12 protein-coding genes are annotated in these 15,172 nt (G+C 72.9%); 6 read left to right on the forward strand and 6 right to left on the reverse strand.

The window, feature by feature from the left end; translation table 11 throughout:
• Positions 1 to 184: 184 nt before the first annotated feature.
• The 5 genes from ABD350_RS14800 to ABD350_RS14820 form a co-directional block, all read right to left on the reverse strand.
• A complete protein-coding gene (locus ABD350_RS14800) occupies positions 185 to 886 on the reverse strand; it encodes a bleomycin resistance protein (RefSeq protein ID WP_344348511.1) in 702 nt (233 codons plus the stop codon).
• A gap of 88 nt (positions 887 to 974) precedes the next feature.
• On the reverse strand, positions 975 to 2,201 hold the full coding sequence (locus ABD350_RS14805; RefSeq protein WP_344348512.1) for an MFS transporter: 1,227 nt from the start codon (positions 2,199 to 2,201) through the stop codon (positions 975 to 977).
• Between the two features lie 93 nt (positions 2,202 to 2,294).
• Complete coding sequence (locus ABD350_RS14810; RefSeq protein ID WP_344348513.1) at positions 2,295 to 3,344, reverse strand: endonuclease/exonuclease/phosphatase family protein; 1,050 nt, start codon at positions 3,342 to 3,344, stop codon at positions 2,295 to 2,297.
• Positions 3,345 to 3,529: 185 nt separating this feature from the next.
• The gene (locus ABD350_RS14815) at positions 3,530 to 4,159 is read right to left on the reverse strand and encodes a TetR/AcrR family transcriptional regulator (RefSeq protein ID WP_344348514.1); all 630 of its coding nucleotides are present in this window, start codon (positions 4,157 to 4,159) and stop codon (positions 3,530 to 3,532) included.
• 152 nt (positions 4,160 to 4,311) lie between these two features.
• Positions 4,312 to 5,898: an MFS transporter gene (locus ABD350_RS14820; protein ID WP_344348515.1), complete on the reverse strand. Its 1,587-nt coding sequence runs from the start codon at positions 5,896 to 5,898 to the stop codon at positions 4,312 to 4,314.
• A 233-nt stretch (positions 5,899 to 6,131) separates the two neighbouring features.
• Between ABD350_RS14820 and panB the strand changes: the two genes are divergently transcribed.
• From panB to ABD350_RS14850, 6 genes are all read left to right on the forward strand, one after another.
• On the forward strand, positions 6,132 to 6,998 hold the full coding sequence (panB, locus tag ABD350_RS14825; protein ID WP_344348516.1) for a 3-methyl-2-oxobutanoate hydroxymethyltransferase: 867 nt from the start codon (positions 6,132 to 6,134) through the stop codon (positions 6,996 to 6,998).
• Between the two features lie 220 nt (positions 6,999 to 7,218).
• On the forward strand, positions 7,219 to 8,754 hold the full coding sequence (locus tag ABD350_RS14830; RefSeq protein ID WP_344348517.1) for a zinc ribbon domain-containing protein: 1,536 nt from the start codon (positions 7,219 to 7,221) through the stop codon (positions 8,752 to 8,754).
• 38 nt (positions 8,755 to 8,792) lie between these two features.
• Positions 8,793 to 9,173, forward strand: coding sequence for a hypothetical protein (locus tag ABD350_RS14835; RefSeq protein ID WP_344348518.1), 381 nt, complete (start codon positions 8,793 to 8,795; stop codon positions 9,171 to 9,173).
• A gap of 16 nt (positions 9,174 to 9,189) precedes the next feature.
• A complete protein-coding gene (locus tag ABD350_RS14840) occupies positions 9,190 to 9,879 on the forward strand; it encodes a hypothetical protein (RefSeq protein ID WP_344348519.1) in 690 nt (229 codons plus the stop codon).
• Between the two features lie 96 nt (positions 9,880 to 9,975).
• Positions 9,976 to 10,995 (forward strand): ATP-binding cassette domain-containing protein, encoded by a 1,020-nt coding sequence (locus tag ABD350_RS14845; RefSeq protein ID WP_344348520.1) that lies wholly within the window; start codon positions 9,976 to 9,978, stop codon positions 10,993 to 10,995.
• Entirely contained in the window at positions 10,992 to 11,813 is an 822-nt protein-coding gene (locus tag ABD350_RS14850) for an ABC transporter permease (protein WP_344348521.1), read from the forward strand. The genes ABD350_RS14845 and ABD350_RS14850 overlap by 4 nt, the downstream gene beginning before the upstream one ends.
• Before the next feature lie 13 nt (positions 11,814 to 11,826).
• Here ABD350_RS14850 and ABD350_RS14855 read toward each other — a convergent pair whose 3' ends face one another.
• Entirely contained in the window at positions 11,827 to 15,081 is a 3,255-nt protein-coding gene (locus tag ABD350_RS14855; RefSeq protein WP_344348522.1) for an AfsR/SARP family transcriptional regulator, read from the reverse strand.
• Between the last annotated feature and the right edge of the window lie 91 nt (positions 15,082 to 15,172).

The following is a 15,172-nucleotide window of genomic DNA, read 5'->3' on the forward strand; positions in this document are numbered from 1 at the left end:
CCGCTCGCTCGCTTCTGACCCGGGCTGGAGCGGGCCGGGTCAAGGGTGGGCCGCAGGCCCATCGGCGCAGCCGACGCGCAGCGCCCTTGACGCGGACCGCGGAAGCCCGACACTGACCAAGAAGCGAGCGGCCCAACGGTCACTTCGTCCCCAGGGGACACAGACCAACCCCCACCGGCCCAGGTCAGCCACACAGCTCCCCGAGACGCTGCAGGTCGTCGCGCACCGACTCCCGCTCCTGAGCGGTCAAGGGAACAGCGGCGGCCCTCACCTGCGCGGACGCCGCGGTCTCCTCGTCGCCGAGGCGCCCGGCGACATCCGCGCGCAGCACGAGGAGACGGAACAACTCCACGGAAGTGGGTCGCTCGTCCTCGATGCGCAACACCCGGTCGATGACCTTCGCCGCGCCCTCCGGGTCGTCCCGCGAGTCCGCGAGGAGGGCGGCATGATGCAGAGCGCGGAGAAAGGTCTGCTGGGGCGCAGGCCGGTGGTGATGCTCCCGGCTCGTCCGCTGCCCGATCCGTAAGCAGTTGCCGCCCGGATCGGTCACGAGGAACTGCCGTACGCCGTGTGACGTGTCCTTCAGCGCCCCCATGCGCGGCAGCCCGCGGGTCGGGACTCTGCCGTACGCCGCCTTGAGGCTGGTGCGGAAGTCCTCGTGCAGCCCGTCGACGTCATCGGTTTCGATGTAGCACGTGCTGTACGACTCGGCCGGTTCGTACCCCTTCATCCCGAAGAAGTGGAGCTGGATGCCGCCGCGTGCCACGACCGCGTACGGATTGGGGCTCTTCTGCTGGAAGGTCACCTCGAACCCGAGGGCTCCGTAGAAGTCGAGAACGGGCTGGATGGTGCGGCACGGCAGGATCGGAACGGTCTTTTCACCCATGCCCCCAACCTAATCAAATTTGAGTAGCAGGAGGAGGGAGAGGAGGCGGATGCGGTCTGCGCGAACGCCTGGTGCAGCCCGCAGTCGGTCACGAGCCCTTGCGCGCCCCGGTCGTCTCCACGGTCGACGGCACGTGCGCGGCCACCACTCGCCCTCCGTGCGTCACGGACCGGCGGCGGTCCACGCCGTACGCCACGCCGGCCACGCCCAGCCCCAGCGCCGCCAGCAGCGCACCGGCCGGCGCGGGGGACGTCGTACCGAAGCCCGCCGACAGGGCCAGGCCGCCGAGCCACGCGCCGCCCGCGTTGGCCAGGTTGAACGCCGCCTGGTTGGCCGAGGACGCCAGGGAGGGGGCCGCCGACGCCTTCTCCATGACCATCAGCTGGAGCGGGGAGCCGGTGACGAACGCCGCCATGCCCAGCAGGGTCACCGCCAGTGCCGCGCTCCACTCCGCCCGCATGAGCAGGGGGAACAGGAGCAGGACCAGCGTCAGGGACGTGAGGCCGCCGAACAGGGTGGCCCGCAGGGAGTGGTCCGCCAGGCGGCCGCCGAGCAGGTTGCCCGCCGTCGCGCCCACGCCGAACAGGGCCAGCAGCAGGGTCACGCTCGTCTCCGCGTATCCCGCCGTGTCCGTCAGCATCGGGGTGACGTAGCTGTACGCCGCGAACAGCGCGCCGAAGCCCGCCACCGTCGTGCCGAGGGCCAGCCAGACGGGAAGGGAACGCAGGGCCGCCAGTTCGCCGCGCAGGCCCGCCGTGGGGGCGGGGGCGTGGTCGCGGGGGATCAGGAGGGCCAGGGACGCTATCGCGGCCAGGCCGATCGCGCTCACCGCGAGGAACGTCGCCCGCCAGCCGAGGTGCTGGCCCATGAGCGTGGCGGCGGGGACGCCCGCGATGTTGGCGACGGTCAGGCCGAGGAACATCAGGGACACCGAGCGGGCCTTGCGCTCCGGCGGGACCATCGCCGTGGCGACGACCGCGCCCACGCCGAAGAAGGCGCCGTGCGGCAGTCCGCTGAGGAAGCGGGCGGCCAGCAGGGACGCGTTGCCGGGGGCGAACGCCGACAGCGCGTTGCCCGCCACGAACAGGGCCATCAGCGCGATCAGCACCGTACGGCGGGACATGCGGGCCGTGAGCGCGGCCAGCAGCGGGGCGCCGATGACGACGCCCAGCGCGTACGCCGAGACCAGGTGCCCGGCGGCGGGGATCGAGATGTGCAGGTCGTCCGCGACGTCGGGCAGCAGGCCCATCATCACGAACTCGGTCGTACCGATGCCGAAGGCGCCCACGGCTAGGGCGAGCAGGGCCAGGGGCATGAGGGACCTTTCAGAGCGGAGTCGGGGGGACGGAAAGTTTCGCAGTATGTTCCCGTGCCGAACAAACGCTCTCAGGGTCGGTATTCCAGCAGGTTACGAGCCTGTGTCCAGCTTCACACGGGCCGCCACCGGCAAGTGGTCGCTGTCGGTGCGCGGCAGCGTCCAGCTGCTCTCCGGCTCCGCGCCCCGGACCATGATCTGGTCGATGCGCGCCATCGGGAACGACGCCGGCCAGCTGAAGCCGAAGCCGCTGCCCGCCGCGCCCTGCGTGGAGCGCAGTTGGGAGGTGACGGCGTTGAGCGAGCGGTCGTTCATGGTGCCGTTGAGGTCGCCCAGCAGCACCACCCGGCGCAGCGGTTCGTCGGCGATGGCCTCGCCGAGCGCGTCGGCGCTCTTGTCCCGCTGTCGCGCGGTGAACCCGGCCTCGATCTTCACCCGGACGGAGGGCAGGTGGGCGACGTAGACCGCCACCGGGCCCTCGGGGGTCGCCACGGTGGCGCGCATCGCCCGCTTCCAGCCCAGCTTGATGTCGACGGCGCGCACCTCGGTCATCGGGTACTTGCTCCACAGCCCGACCGTGCCGACCACCGCGTGGTGCCGGTACGTCGGCGCCAGCGCCTTCTCATAGACGGGGACGGCGGAGGCGGGCAGCTCCTCCAGGGCCAGCACGTCGGCGCCGGAGGCGGCCACGTCGGTGGCGGTGGCGGCCGGGTCGGGGTTGTCGGCGTTGACGTTGTGGGTGGCCACCATGAGATCGCCGCCGCCGCCCGCCTTGTCGGTCAGCAGCCCGCCGAAAAGATTCAGCCACACGATCGCCGGCAGCAGTACGGCGATGAGCGCGATCGCCGACTTGCGCACCACGCCGAGCACCAGCAGCACCGGGATGGCCAGGCCCAGCCAGGGCAGGAAGGTCTCGGTGAGACTGCCGAGGTTGCCCACCGCGTTGGGGATGTGGGCGTGCACCAGCATCACCAGGGCGAGCAGCAGGGCCAGCGCGGTCAGGACGGCGCCGCGGCGCCAGATACGCGGATCGCCCCGCCAGCCGTTGAGCAGCCGGCGCGCCAGGCGTCGGAGCCGGGCCCCCGGTCGCTCGGGCCCCGAGCCGCCGTCCGCCGTCTCCGTCATGTACGCCTGCTGCGCCATACCGTCTGCCTCACTGCCTGCCGTGCACACCGTTCATCCCCCGTAGCTCCCGACCCTAGGGGATGATCGGCTCCGTTCCGCCGTCCCATGACGGCCGTACGGAAGACGGGACGTGCGATGCGGTGGCGGGAGTTCCGGTCGCGCCCCGGACGGGCGGGGTCTGTGACGAAACGCGCACACGAGTGCTACGAGGCTGTGGAGCTGACGGGTCGTAGGCCGGCCAGGACCGAGTCGACGATCCGGCGCGCCAGGTCCTCCGGCAGGTCGGCTTCGGGACGCATGACGGAGCGGACCAGGATCGGCCCGACGAACAGGTCGTTCGCCAGGTCCACGTCGATGTCCGCGCGCAGTTCGCCGTTGAGCTGCCCGCGGCGCAGCACGTCCAGGACGAGCCGGCGCCGGGGCTCTATGACGTTCTCGTGGTACGCGGCCCAGATCCTCGGGTTGGTCTTCATCTGGACGTGCACGTTGTGCAGCAGGACCGAGGAGCGGCTGGCCAGTCCGCGCTGGCGCAGGTTCTCCAGCAGCACGAGGAGATCGTCGCGCATGGAGGTGCCGGGGAGTTCCGGCTCGGGTGGCTCCGCCGCGCGGACCACCTCGATGAACAGTTCCTCCTTGCCGCTCCAGCGGCGGTAGATGGTGGCCTTGCCGACCCCGGCGGTGCGGGCGATCCGCTCGATGGACAGCTCCGCGAGGGGCACGCCCTCCTCCAGGAGCTTCATCACTCCTTCCAGGATGGCGCGCTCCGCGGCTTCGCTGCGCGGGCGGCCCCGCGCTGGTGCGTCCGGCCGCGGCCGGCTGCCGGCAAGGCTCACGTCGTACCGTCCTCTCGGTGTGCTGCGGGTGATTGTCCCGCAGCGGCCTCCTTCCCCCGTTGAACCGCGCCCGGCCCCGGCGTCCGCCGTGGTGCCGTACCCGGTCGGTTCCCCCTTCGTACCCTTCGTACCCTTCGTACCGCGCCCGGACCTCAGTCCATCGCGGCGACCAGTTCCTGCTCCTTCTCGCCCTGGGGCGCGGCGGGCGTCCTGCCCGGCAGGAACAGGGCCGTCACCACGGCGCCGACCAGTGCCACGCCCGTGCCGCACAGGGCGGTGACGTGCATGGCGTGCAGGAACGCGTCGTTGGCCGGGGTGACCAGGGCCTCGCCGCGCGGGCCGAGCTTCTCGGCGACAGCCAGGGTGGCCTCGATGGACTCGGCGGCGGTGTCGCGCAGGTTCGGCGGCAGCGCGCCGAGCTTGCCCTCGATGCCGTTGCGGTAGGAGGTGGCGAGGACCGAGCCGAGCACGGCGATGCCGAGGGCGCCGCCGACCTGGCGGAAGGTGTTGCTCAGCGCGGAGGCGGAGCCGGCCTTCTCCCGGGGCAGCGCCTGCATGATCACGACCGAGGTCGGGGTCATGATGTGCGCCATGCCGGTGCCCATGAGGAAGAAGACGACCTCCAGCAGCCAGATCGGGGTGTCCGCCTCGAAGCCGGCGAACGCGGCCAGCGTCGCGGCGATCAGCAGCAGGCCGCCGGTGGTGGTGGCCCGGTTGCCGAACCGGTCGACCACCAGCCGGGCGCGCGGCGCGAAGAGCAGCTGGGCGACGGCGAGCGGCAGCATCAGCAGGCCGGACTCCAGCGCCGAGTAGCCGCGCACGCTCTGGGTGTAGAAGACGCCGAAGAACGTGACGCCCATCAGCGCGAAGAAGACCAGCGCGATGGCGCTCATGGCGGCCGAGAAGACCTTGTTCTTGAAGTAGGTGACATCCAGCGAGGGGTGCTTGGTGCGCTTCTCGAAGACGACGAAGGCGGCCAGGACGACGACGCCGCCGATGGTGGTCGCGAGCACCGTGGGGTCGGTGAAGTCGGCCAGCTCGCCGCCCTTGATGATGCCGTAGACCAGCAGGACGAGGCCGACGACGGACAGGACCACGCCGATGGGGTCGAGGCGGCCGGGCCGGGGGTCGCGGGAGTCGGGCACCAGCCAGGCCATCAGGATCAGCGCGATGATCACGATGGGCACGTTGATCAGGAAGACCGAGCCCCACCAGAAGTGGTCGAGCAGCGCGCCGCCGGTGATCGGGCCGATGGCGATGGCCAGGCCGACGCCGCCGGCCCAGATGCCGATGGCCTTGGGCTGCTCGTGCCGCTCGAAGACGTTCATCAGGACGGCCAGGGTGGCGGGCATCACGAAGGCGGCGCCGACGGCCATCACCGCGCGGTAGGCGATCAGCTGGTTCGGCGAGCCGGACTCGGCGGCGAGCGCGGAGCCGATGCCGAACACCAGGGTGCCGGCGAGCAGCACCTTCTTGCGGCCGAGCCGGTCGCCGACGAGTCCGGCGGTGAACAGCAGGCCGGCGAAGACGAGGGTGTAGGAGTTGATCGCCCACTCGATCTCGCTCTGGGTGGCGCCGAGACCGGTCGGCGCCGGGGTCGCGATGGTCTTGATGGCGACGTTCAGGATCGAGTTGTCGAGGACGACGATGAGCAGGGCGAGCATCAGCACGCCGAGGATGGCCCAGCGGCGCCGGTGCACGGCTTCCGGTATTCGGGAGGCGGGGACGGGACTTGTCATGCGTCCGAGCCTACGATCTTTTCGATACGGAACGGTCTCGTATTTAAACGTTTTTACCAAGGTCTTACGCGCCCACGCGGCCGGAGCGGCGCGAACGGGGGCGAAGGGGGCGCGGGCCGCGGCTCAAGGGATCACGGGGACCCCCTCTGGCCCCCACTGGCACGAGGTGCCACCATGGAGACGATCCGGGGACGCCGTCAGGGCGCCTCGAGATGACGTAAGGAGCCGTTGCCATGACGCAGCTTTCGGCTGCCCAGACCAATCCCTCCGACGGCAGCAAAGCGCTGTACGGGGGGAAGGGCACCCGCCGCATCACCGTCCGCGACATCGCCCTCGCCAAGGAGCGGGGCGAGAAGTGGCCCATGCTCACCGCCTACGACGCGATGACCGCGTCCGTCTTCGACGAGGCCGGGATCCCGGTGATCCTGGTCGGCGACTCGGCGGGCAACTGCCACCTCGGGTACGACACCACCGTGCCCGTCACCCTCGACGAGATGACCATGCTGTCGGCCGCCGTGGTACGCGGCACGCGGCGCGCCCTCATCGTCGGCGACCTCCCCTTCGGCTCGTACCAGGAGGGCCCTGTGCAGGCGCTGCGCTCGGCGACCCGGCTGGTGAAGGAGGCCGGGGTCGGCGCGGTCAAGCTGGAGGGCGGCGAGCGCTCGCACGAGCAGATCCGGCTGCTGGTGGAGTCCGGCATCCCGGTCATGGCACACATCGGGCTGACCCCGCAGTCCGTGAACGCGATGGGCTACCGCGTGCAGGGCCGCGGCGAGGAGGCGGCCCAGCAGATGCTGCGGGACGCGAAGGCCGTGCAGGACGCGGGCGCGTTCGCGGTGGTGCTGGAGCTGGTGCCGGCCGAGCTGGCGGCCGAGGTCACGCGGGTGCTGCACATCCCGACGGTCGGCATCGGCGCCGGGCCGCAGACGGACGCGCAGGTGCTGGTGTGGACCGACATGCTCGGTCTGACCTCCGGCCGGGTGCCGAAGTTCGTCAAGCAGTACGCGGATCTGCGCGCGGTGATGACCGGCGCGGCGAAGGCGTTCGCCGAGGACGTCGTCGGCGGCGCGTTCCCGGCGGAGGAGCACTCCGTCCACTAGTCCACCCCGGCACCACCGGACGGCCCGCCGATCTTCCCCCGTCGGCGGGCCGCCCCCTTGTCCGGCGGAGCGGCCGGCACCGCAAAGCTTTGGCCTCAACTTCCCCGTGGGCTACGGGAGTTGTAACAGAGTGGCGTCGAAATCACCGCGGGGGCTCCCCCGGTCCTGGCCGAGTGGTGCACTTGACAGTGTGGGCCGTCTCACACTCGGGGGAGAGACAATGAGCCAGTCGCCGGCCGTCTGCGCCGACTGTTCCACCGCCACCGTGCCGGGGGCGGCCTTCTGCGGCGCGTGCGGGGCCACCCTGGCCGTCGCCGGGAGCGCGGACGCGGACCGCCCGGCAGCCGGACTCGCCGTGCCCCGCTGGACCGGCGGCCGGGACCTGACCCGGTACATGTGCGCGGCCGTCTTCCTGGACCGGCAGTACGCCGACTCCCTGATCAGGGACGTCGCCGCCGAACCCCACCTCGGCGTGGCACCGGCCCCGGGCTGCGACGTACCCGTGGTGCTGCGCTACGCCTACGAGGCCAACGCGCGCCGGCACGCCAGGGACCTGCTGCTGGCCGCCGAGTTCCTGGTGCTGGTCCTCGGGCTGCTGGTGATCCACAGCGGTCTGGCCGTGTTCCTCATGCTCCTGTTCGGCTGGCTGACCACGCTGGTGTTCGCCCTGTCCACCCAGTACGGCGAGCGCCTCCAGCGGCTGCGGCCCGACCGGTTCGACCCGGCGCAGGCACCCCCGCCGCCCAACGAGTCCGCCGCCCGGCGGCTGCGCCAGATCGACGAGTACGCGCGCGGCAACCTCACCGTCTACAGCGGCTTCTCGCCGTTCACCGGATACGGCCAGGAACTCGACTCCTGGTCGCTGACCTTCGACGTGACCGCCTCCGAGCGGGAGGGCGTGCGGCCGCGGGACTTCGACGTCGCGGACCTGTACGCCCATATCGCCCGCCGGATCGGCGAGCTGTCGCTGCCCTGCCTGGAGCTGGAGGAGCGGGTGTTCGTGGAGGGCTCGGCGCTGCTGGGCGACACCCGCTTCCTGCCGGACCCGCTCGGCCGTCCGGTGGCACAGATCGGCGCCGACCGGGTGGACGCGCTGAAGCGGCACCCGGAGGAGACCGCCCGCGCCTATCTGGTCGCGCACTCCTCGGGCTGGGGCGGGGAGCTGGTGACCTCGGTGTTCCTGCGGCTGGTGCGCTCGGACTCCAACCTGTTCGTGGAGGCCCTGCCCACCGTGCTGTGCCCGCTGCTGGACCGCTACCGGACCATCGACTCCCTGATGCCGGCCCCCTCGCCGCGCGAGTTCCTCTCGATGGCGCTGCAGACCCTCGCCAGCACGCCGTTCGTGATGATCGCCTCGCCGGGGCGCGCGGTCACCGGCTTCTTCCCGGACTTCGGGCTGCGCAAGCGGCTGAAGAAGCAGCACCGGCAGATCACCCGGCTCGGGATGTTCGACTACGGGGCGCGCAAGAGCGTGCGGCAGCTCGCCTCCGCCACGGACCACCAGCGCTACTTCCAGAAGGTCGACTCCGGCATGGTCCTCAAGACCGTCGAACGGCGGATCCTGGACGCCCTGGTGGAGTTCGCCCTGGAACACGACATCGACGCCGGTGACCTGATCAAGCGTCAGGAAACCATCATCAACAACGGCATCATCGCCACCGCGGGGGCCAGGGTCGAGTCGAGCGCGGTCGCCTCGGGCGACAAGTCCCGCATCTCGGCCATCCTGAAGAAGATCCCGCGGCCCAACACCGACTGACAACCACCGCATACGCGAACGGATGAACGGGGACCGGCATGCACCAACGCAGCAACGACGGCGTCATCGCCACGGGGAACGCGCAGGTCAGGAATACGGTGGTGGCGAGCGGCAGCAACGCCCGCGTCGACTTCCGGGTCACGGAGGAGGAGCCGGAGCGGGCCGGGGGCCGTCCGCCGACCCCGCAGGAGATCAGCGACCTGCTGGCCCGGTTCGTCGAGGAGCTGCGCCGCTCGGACCACCCGGAACGGGAGGACCTGGCGGAGTTCGCCGAGGACGCGCGCGAGGAGCTGGCCGCGCCGGAGCCCCGCACCGGCAAGCTGCGCCGGGTCGCCAGGGCGCTGGTGGAGGCCGTGCCCGGGTTCGCCGGGCTGGCGTCGCTGGCGGTGACCATCGAGGAAGCCGTCCGCGGACTGTAGACGGGAGCGGGGGGTCATGCACTTCTGTGTCCACTGCGGCGCGCGCGTCGAGGACGCCGCGCGCCCGGACTGCCCGGACTGCGGGGCGCCGTTCGCCGCGCCGCGACAGCCCGGGGGCGGGTATGTGCGCATCGGCGCCACCCGGCTGCCGGGCTGGCTGCCCTGGGCCCTGCTGGCGGTGCTGGCGGCCGGCGGGGTGACGCTCGGGGTGGCCGTCGCGGGCCGCTCCGACACCCCGTCGGCGGGCGGCTGGTCCGCCGTCACCGCGTCGCCCGGCGGGTCCTACGACGGCTGGACTTCCCTGCCGTCCCCCGCCGACGGCGGGTACACCACACCGGCGGCCACACCCGACTACGACGACAGCGGCGGCTACGACGACGAGGACACCCCGACGCCGGAGCCCTCGCAGGAGACCCAGGACGCGAGCACGGTCGTCACCACGTACTACGACCACCTCAACGCCGGGAACTTCCAGGCCGCCTGGTCCATGGGCGGCAGCCGGCTCTTCGGCGGCTCCTACTCCGACTGGGTGGCGGGGTTCTCCTCCACCGCCCGCATCGACGTCTCCGTCTCCGACAACGGCGGCGGGCAGGTCGCCGCGGAGATCCGGGCCACCCAGACCGACGGCAGTGTGCAGGTGTTCCGGGGCACCTACACCGTGGCCGGCGGGCAGCTCGTCGGCGCCGACATCCGGCAGGTGTCGTAGCGCCCCGCCCGCGCCGACAGGCCGCCGACGGGCGACGGCACCCGGTGTCGGCGCTCTGTCGGCGGTTTGTCGGCGGACCCTGGCACTGTCTTCCCCATGACACGCATCGACGACAACCCCGCCGGCGGACGCTCCGCCGTGACCGTACGGGGGCTGGTCAAGCACTACGGCGAGACCAAGGCGCTGGACGGTGTCGACCTGGACGTGCGCGAGGGCACCGTGATGGGTGTGCTCGGGCCGAACGGCGCCGGCAAGACCACCCTCGTACGCATCCTGTCCACCCTGATCACCCCGGACTCCGGGCAGGCCACCGTGGCCGGCTACGACGTGGTACGCCAGCCCCGGCAGCTGCGCCGGGTCATCGGTCTCACCGGCCAGTACGCGTCGGTGGACGAGAAGCTCCCGGGCTGGGAGAACCTGTACCTGATCGGCCGGCTGCTGGACCTGTCCCGCAAGGAGGCCCGGGCCCGCGCCGACGAGCTGCTGGAGCGGTTCTCGCTGACCGAGGCCGCCCGGCGCCCGGCCGGCACCTACTCCGGCGGCATGCGGCGCCGGCTGGACCTGGCCGCCTCGATGATCGGCCGGCCGGCCGTGCTGTACCTGGACGAGCCGACCACCGGCCTCGACCCGCGCACCCGCAACGAGGTGTGGGACGAGGTCAAGGCGATGGTCGGCGACGGCGTCACCGTGCTGCTCACCACCCAGTACATGGAGGAGGCCGAGCAGCTCGCCTCCGAGCTGACCGTGGTGGACCGGGGCCGGGTCATCGCCAAGGGCGGCATCGAGGAGCTGAAGGCCCGCGTCGGCGGGCGCACCCTGCGGGTGCGGCCGGCCGACCCGCTCCAGCTGCGCCCGCTCGCCGGCATGCTGGACGAGCTGGGCATCACCGGACTCGCGTCCACCACCGTGGACACCGAGACCGGGGCGCTGCTGGTGCCGATCCTGAGCGACGAGCAGCTGACCGCCGTGGTCGGCGCGGTCACCGCGCGAGGCATCACCCTGTCCTCCATCACCACCGAACTGCCCAGCCTGGACGAGGTGTTCCTGTCCCTCACCGGCCACCGTGCCAGTGCCTCGCAGGACGCCGCGCCCGCCCGCCAGGAGGTCGCCGTATGAGCACCGCCACCCTGTCCCCGGCCGCCGTCAAGGCGGACACGCCGATCCCGCTGCGGGCCCATCTGCGGCACACCGGCGCGCTGATCCGCCGCAATCTGCTGTGGATCCGCCAGGACCCGGAGTCGATGTTCGACGCCGTCCTGTTCCCGGTCGTCTTCACCCTGCTGTTCGTGTACGTCTTCGGCGGCTCCATCGGCAAGTCGCTGGGCGGCGGCCAGGAGCAGTACGTGCAGTACGTGGTGCCCGGACTGCTCGCCATGATGGGCATGAACATGGCCCAGGGCGTGGGCACCGGCTTCAACCAGGACTTCAACTCCGGTGTCATGGACCGCTTCCGCTCGCTGCCCATCGGCCGCGGCTCGGTGCTCTTCGCGAAGATCGCGGTCGAGCTGATGCGGATGCTGTTCGCGACGGCGGTGCTGCTGGTGGTCGCCCTGCTCGTGGGCTACGACGTCGGCAGCTGGAGCGGTCTGCTGGGCTCCGTGGCGCTGTCCGCGCTGTTCGGGTCCGCGCTGATGTGGGTGTTCCTGACCCTCGGCGTGGTGATGAAGAACGCGCAGTCGGTACAGGCGATGGGATTCCTGGTGCTGATGCCGCTCCAGTTCGGCTCCTCGATCTTCGCGCCGACCCAGTCGATGCCGGGCTGGCTCCAGGCGTTCACCGACTACAACCCGCTCTCCGCGCTGGCCGACTGCGCGCGCGGGCTGATGGAGGGCGGCCCGGTGGCGCGCCCCCTGTGGGTGACGGTCGCCTGGTCGGTGGGGCTGACCGTGGTGATGGCCCCGGTCGCGATCCACAAGTTCCGCACCAAGAGCTGACGTTCCGCACCGGTCAGACCAGGGCGGTGGCCTCCGCGAGGGAGAGGCCACCGCCCTCGGCGTACGCGGCCTCGTACGACCGCTCGTCCAGCCGGTCCCGGATCCGGGCCTCGGTCAGGTCGCGGATGCGCAGTTCCACGCCGGCCACCACGTGGCCGGCCGGCAGCAGCGCCTGGGCGGCGCCGAGACAGCGGGCGGCGTCGGCGGCCCGTTCGCCGCCGTCGGCGTCGGCGAGAGCCATCGCGGCGGCGGCGAGGCAGACGGAGTGCAGATGCGGGGTGAGGGCCTGGGACAGCGGCTCGGCGCTGAGCCGCAGCGCCTTGCGGGCCAGGGTGATGGCCGTCCCGGTCCGCCGGTCCAGGGCGTCCAGCAGGGCCTCCTGGCACGTCAGCAGGGAGTCGAAGATGACGAAGCGGGCGACGGGGAGTTCGGCGCGCATCACCCGCAGCTGCTCGCGCGCCTCGGCGGTGCGGTCGGTCAGGCCGAGCCAGGAGGCCAGGTGCAGCCGGGCCATCGTCGTCGCCTCGTTCGGCGCGCCGTCCTGGTCGGCGATGACGTCCCGGAGCATCCGCTCGCCGCGCTCGCTCTCGCCCGACTCCAGCAGGACGCCGCCGAGCCGGGCGCGCAGCACGGCCGTCTGGGCGCGGGCGCCGAGACGTTCGGCGTGCTCGATGGCGGCCCGGAAGTCGGCCGCCGCCCTGTCGTAGGCGGCCCCGCGTTCGTTGGCCTCGCCGCGGGCGGCCAGGGCCTCGGTGGCGCCCCAGACGTCGCCGAGACGGCGGTAGATCGCCAGCGACTCGTCGGCGCTCCGGGTGGCGTCGCCCGTCCACGCGGCCCGGTTGGACAGGAAGTTGGCGCGCAGGTGCAGCACTCCGGCCAGCTCCCACTCGAAGCCCGGGGTCTCCCGGCAGGTCCGCACGCAGGCGTCCACGATGGTGTGCAACCGGTCGGCGCCGCCGGTCAGCAGCACGGCGAAGAACCACAGCAGGCCCGGCACCCGGCAGGTCTGCGGCAGGCCGGGTTCGTAGACCTGGGCGATGGTGCGCAGCCGGGCCTGCGCCGCGGGCGTCTGCCAGGCGTCCATCTCGGTGTCCATGCAGGCCAGATGGGCCAGGTGGACGCCGCGCCGGGCCTCCACGAGGGCCTCGCCGGTGTACGGGGGCGGGGTGTCGGTGCAGCGCTGCCAGACGGGTGCGGCCGGGCTCGCCGGTTCGGCGAACGGGTCGGGGCCGAGCGCCATGACCTCCCGGCACCAGTTACGGGTCTCCACGCGCTGGTCGCGCATCTGCCAGAACCACAGCAGGGAGTGGACCAGGCACAGCCCCTCCTGCTCGTCGCCGAGGGCGAGGGCGTGCCTGAAGGCGGTGCGCAGGTTCTCGTACTCCAGCTGGAACCGGCCGATGGCGGCGAGCTGTTCGGGGCCGCGCAGCAACGGCTCGGTGGTGCGGGCGAGTTCGCGGTAGTACGTCAGGTGGGCGCGCTCGGTCTCGGTGCGCCGCCCGGTCTCGGCGAGCCGTTCGGCGGCGTACTCGGCGACGGTCTCCAGCAGCCGGTAGCGCATGCCGCCGGCCGCGGGCGCGGCCACCACCAAGGACTTGTCGACCAGGGAGCCGAGCGCGTCCAGCGCGGCCGGGCCGCACACGGCCTCGGCGGCGGCCAGATCGCAGCCGCCGGCGAAGACCGACAGCCGGGCCAGCACGTCCCGTTCGGCGGCGTCCAGCAGGTCCCAGGACCAGTCCACGACGGCCCTGAGGGTCTGCTGGCGGGGCAGCACGGTGCGGCTGCCGGAGGTGAGCAGCCGGAACCGGTCGTCCAGCCGGTCGGCTATCTGCCGGGGCGTCAGCATGCGCAGCCGGGCGGCGGCCAGCTCGATGGCGAGCGGCAGGCCGTCCAGGCGGCGGCAGATCTCGGCGCACGCCTCGGGGTCGTCGGCCACCCGGAAGCCGGGGCGGGCCGCCGCGCCGCGCTCGGCGAGCAGCCGCAGCGCGACCGGCTCGGGCAGCGGCTCCACGGGCCGCACCAGCTCCCCCGGTACGCCGAGGGGTTCCCGGCTGGTGGCGAGGACGGTCAGCTCCGGGCAGCGGGCCAGCAGGCACTCGGCGAGCCGGGCGGCGGCGTCCACGACGTGCTCGCAGTTGTCGAGGACGAGCAGCATCCGGCGCCGGGCGCAGTGCTCCACAAGCCGTTCGAGGGGGTCGTCGTGCCGGTCGGTGACCGCGCGCATGCCGTCCACGCCGGCGCCGTGCAGCACGGTGTCCCGGGCGCCGATGGCGGTGAGCACGGCCTGGGGCACGGCGTCCGGGTCGTCCACGGGGGCCAGTTCGGCGAGCCACACCCCGTCCCGGACGCGGTGCCGTACCGTCTCGGCGGCCTCCTGGGACAGCCGGGTCTTCCCCGCGCCGCCCGGCCCGAGCAGGGTGACCAGGCGGGCCCCGGCGAGGTCGGCGGCGATGGCCTCCAGGTCGGCTTCGCGGCCGACGAAGGAGGTGAGCCGGGCGGGCAGGTTGCCCGGAGCGGCGGCGGGCGCGGCGGGCTCGGGTTCCGCGCGCAGCAGTTCGCCGTGCAGGGCGCGCAGCTCCGGTCCGGGGTCGGAGCCGAGGCGGTCGGCGAGCAGCCGGCGCACGTCCTCGTAGGCGGCCAGGGCCTGGGCGGGGCGGCCGGTGTCGCGCAGGGCGCGCAGCCGCAGGGCCTGGAGCGGCTCGTCCAGCGGGTGGTCGTCGCACAGCGCGGTCAGCTCGGGCAGCGCCTGCTCGGCCCGGCCGAGGGCGAGGGCGGCGGCGTGCCGGGCGCGCCGGGCGTCGAGCCGGCGGGTCTCCCAGCGGGCCGCGTCGGCGGCGCGGTCGGGCAGGTCCGGCAGGGCGGGCCCGTGCCACAGGGCGAGGGCCTCGTCCAGGACGGCGGCGGCCTTGGCCGGGTCGCCGTCGGCGAGGGCGGCCAGGCCGTCGCCGGTGAGCCGGTCGAAGCGGGTGAGGTCGACGTCGTCGGGGGCGGCGGCGAGCCGGTAGCCGCCGTCGGCGGAGGCGACGGCCTCCGCGCCGAGGGCGCGGCGGAGCCGGCCGACGAGCGCCTGGAGGGCGCCGGTGGCGTCGGCGGGCGGGTCGGCGCCCCACACCTCGTCCACGAGCACGGTCGCGGGCACGGTCCGGCCGGCCCGCAGGGCGAGCACGCTGAGCAGGGCACGCAGCCGCGCCCCGCCGACCGGGACGGCCGTACCGTCGGGGCGGATCGCCTGGGTGGTGCCGAGCAGCCGGTAATACACGGGGTCCATTGTCTCCGGAGGGGGCGCGGACGGTGACCGGCGGTGGGGGGGCGGCCGGCGCGGGAAGGGGGCGGAAGGAAGCCGAAGCCGGCCGGCGGCC

This window comes from Streptomyces nogalater (assembly GCF_039532885.1).
GTDB lineage: Bacteria > Actinomycetota > Actinomycetes > Streptomycetales > Streptomycetaceae > Streptomyces > Streptomyces nogalater.

What these genes read in the sequence shown, in the direction of transcription:
- ABD350_RS14800 (WP_344348511.1), bottom strand. Translation starts at nt 886, where the DNA reads ATGGGTGAAAAGACCGTTCCGATCCTGCCGTGCCGCACCATCCAGCCC.
- ABD350_RS14805 (WP_344348512.1), bottom strand. Translation starts at nt 2,201, where the DNA reads ATGCCCCTGGCCCTGCTCGCCCTAGCCGTGGGCGCCTTCGGCATCGGT.
- ABD350_RS14810 (WP_344348513.1), bottom strand. Translation starts at nt 3,344, where the DNA reads ATGGCGCAGCAGGCGTACATGACGGAGACGGCGGACGGCGGCTCGGGG.
- ABD350_RS14820 (WP_344348515.1), bottom strand. Translation starts at nt 5,898, where the DNA reads ATGACAAGTCCCGTCCCCGCCTCCCGAATACCGGAAGCCGTGCACCGG.
- panB (WP_344348516.1), top strand. Translation starts at nt 6,132, where the DNA reads ATGACGCAGCTTTCGGCTGCCCAGACCAATCCCTCCGACGGCAGCAAA.
- ABD350_RS14830 (WP_344348517.1), top strand. Translation starts at nt 7,219, where the DNA reads ATGAGCCAGTCGCCGGCCGTCTGCGCCGACTGTTCCACCGCCACCGTG.
- ABD350_RS14835 (WP_344348518.1), top strand. Translation starts at nt 8,793, where the DNA reads ATGCACCAACGCAGCAACGACGGCGTCATCGCCACGGGGAACGCGCAG.
- ABD350_RS14840 (WP_344348519.1), top strand. Translation starts at nt 9,190, where the DNA reads ATGCACTTCTGTGTCCACTGCGGCGCGCGCGTCGAGGACGCCGCGCGC.
- ABD350_RS14845 (WP_344348520.1), top strand. Translation starts at nt 9,976, where the DNA reads ATGACACGCATCGACGACAACCCCGCCGGCGGACGCTCCGCCGTGACC.
- ABD350_RS14850 (WP_344348521.1), top strand. Translation starts at nt 10,992, where the DNA reads ATGAGCACCGCCACCCTGTCCCCGGCCGCCGTCAAGGCGGACACGCCG.
- ABD350_RS14855 (WP_344348522.1), bottom strand. Translation starts at nt 15,081, where the DNA reads ATGGACCCCGTGTATTACCGGCTGCTCGGCACCACCCAGGCGATCCGC.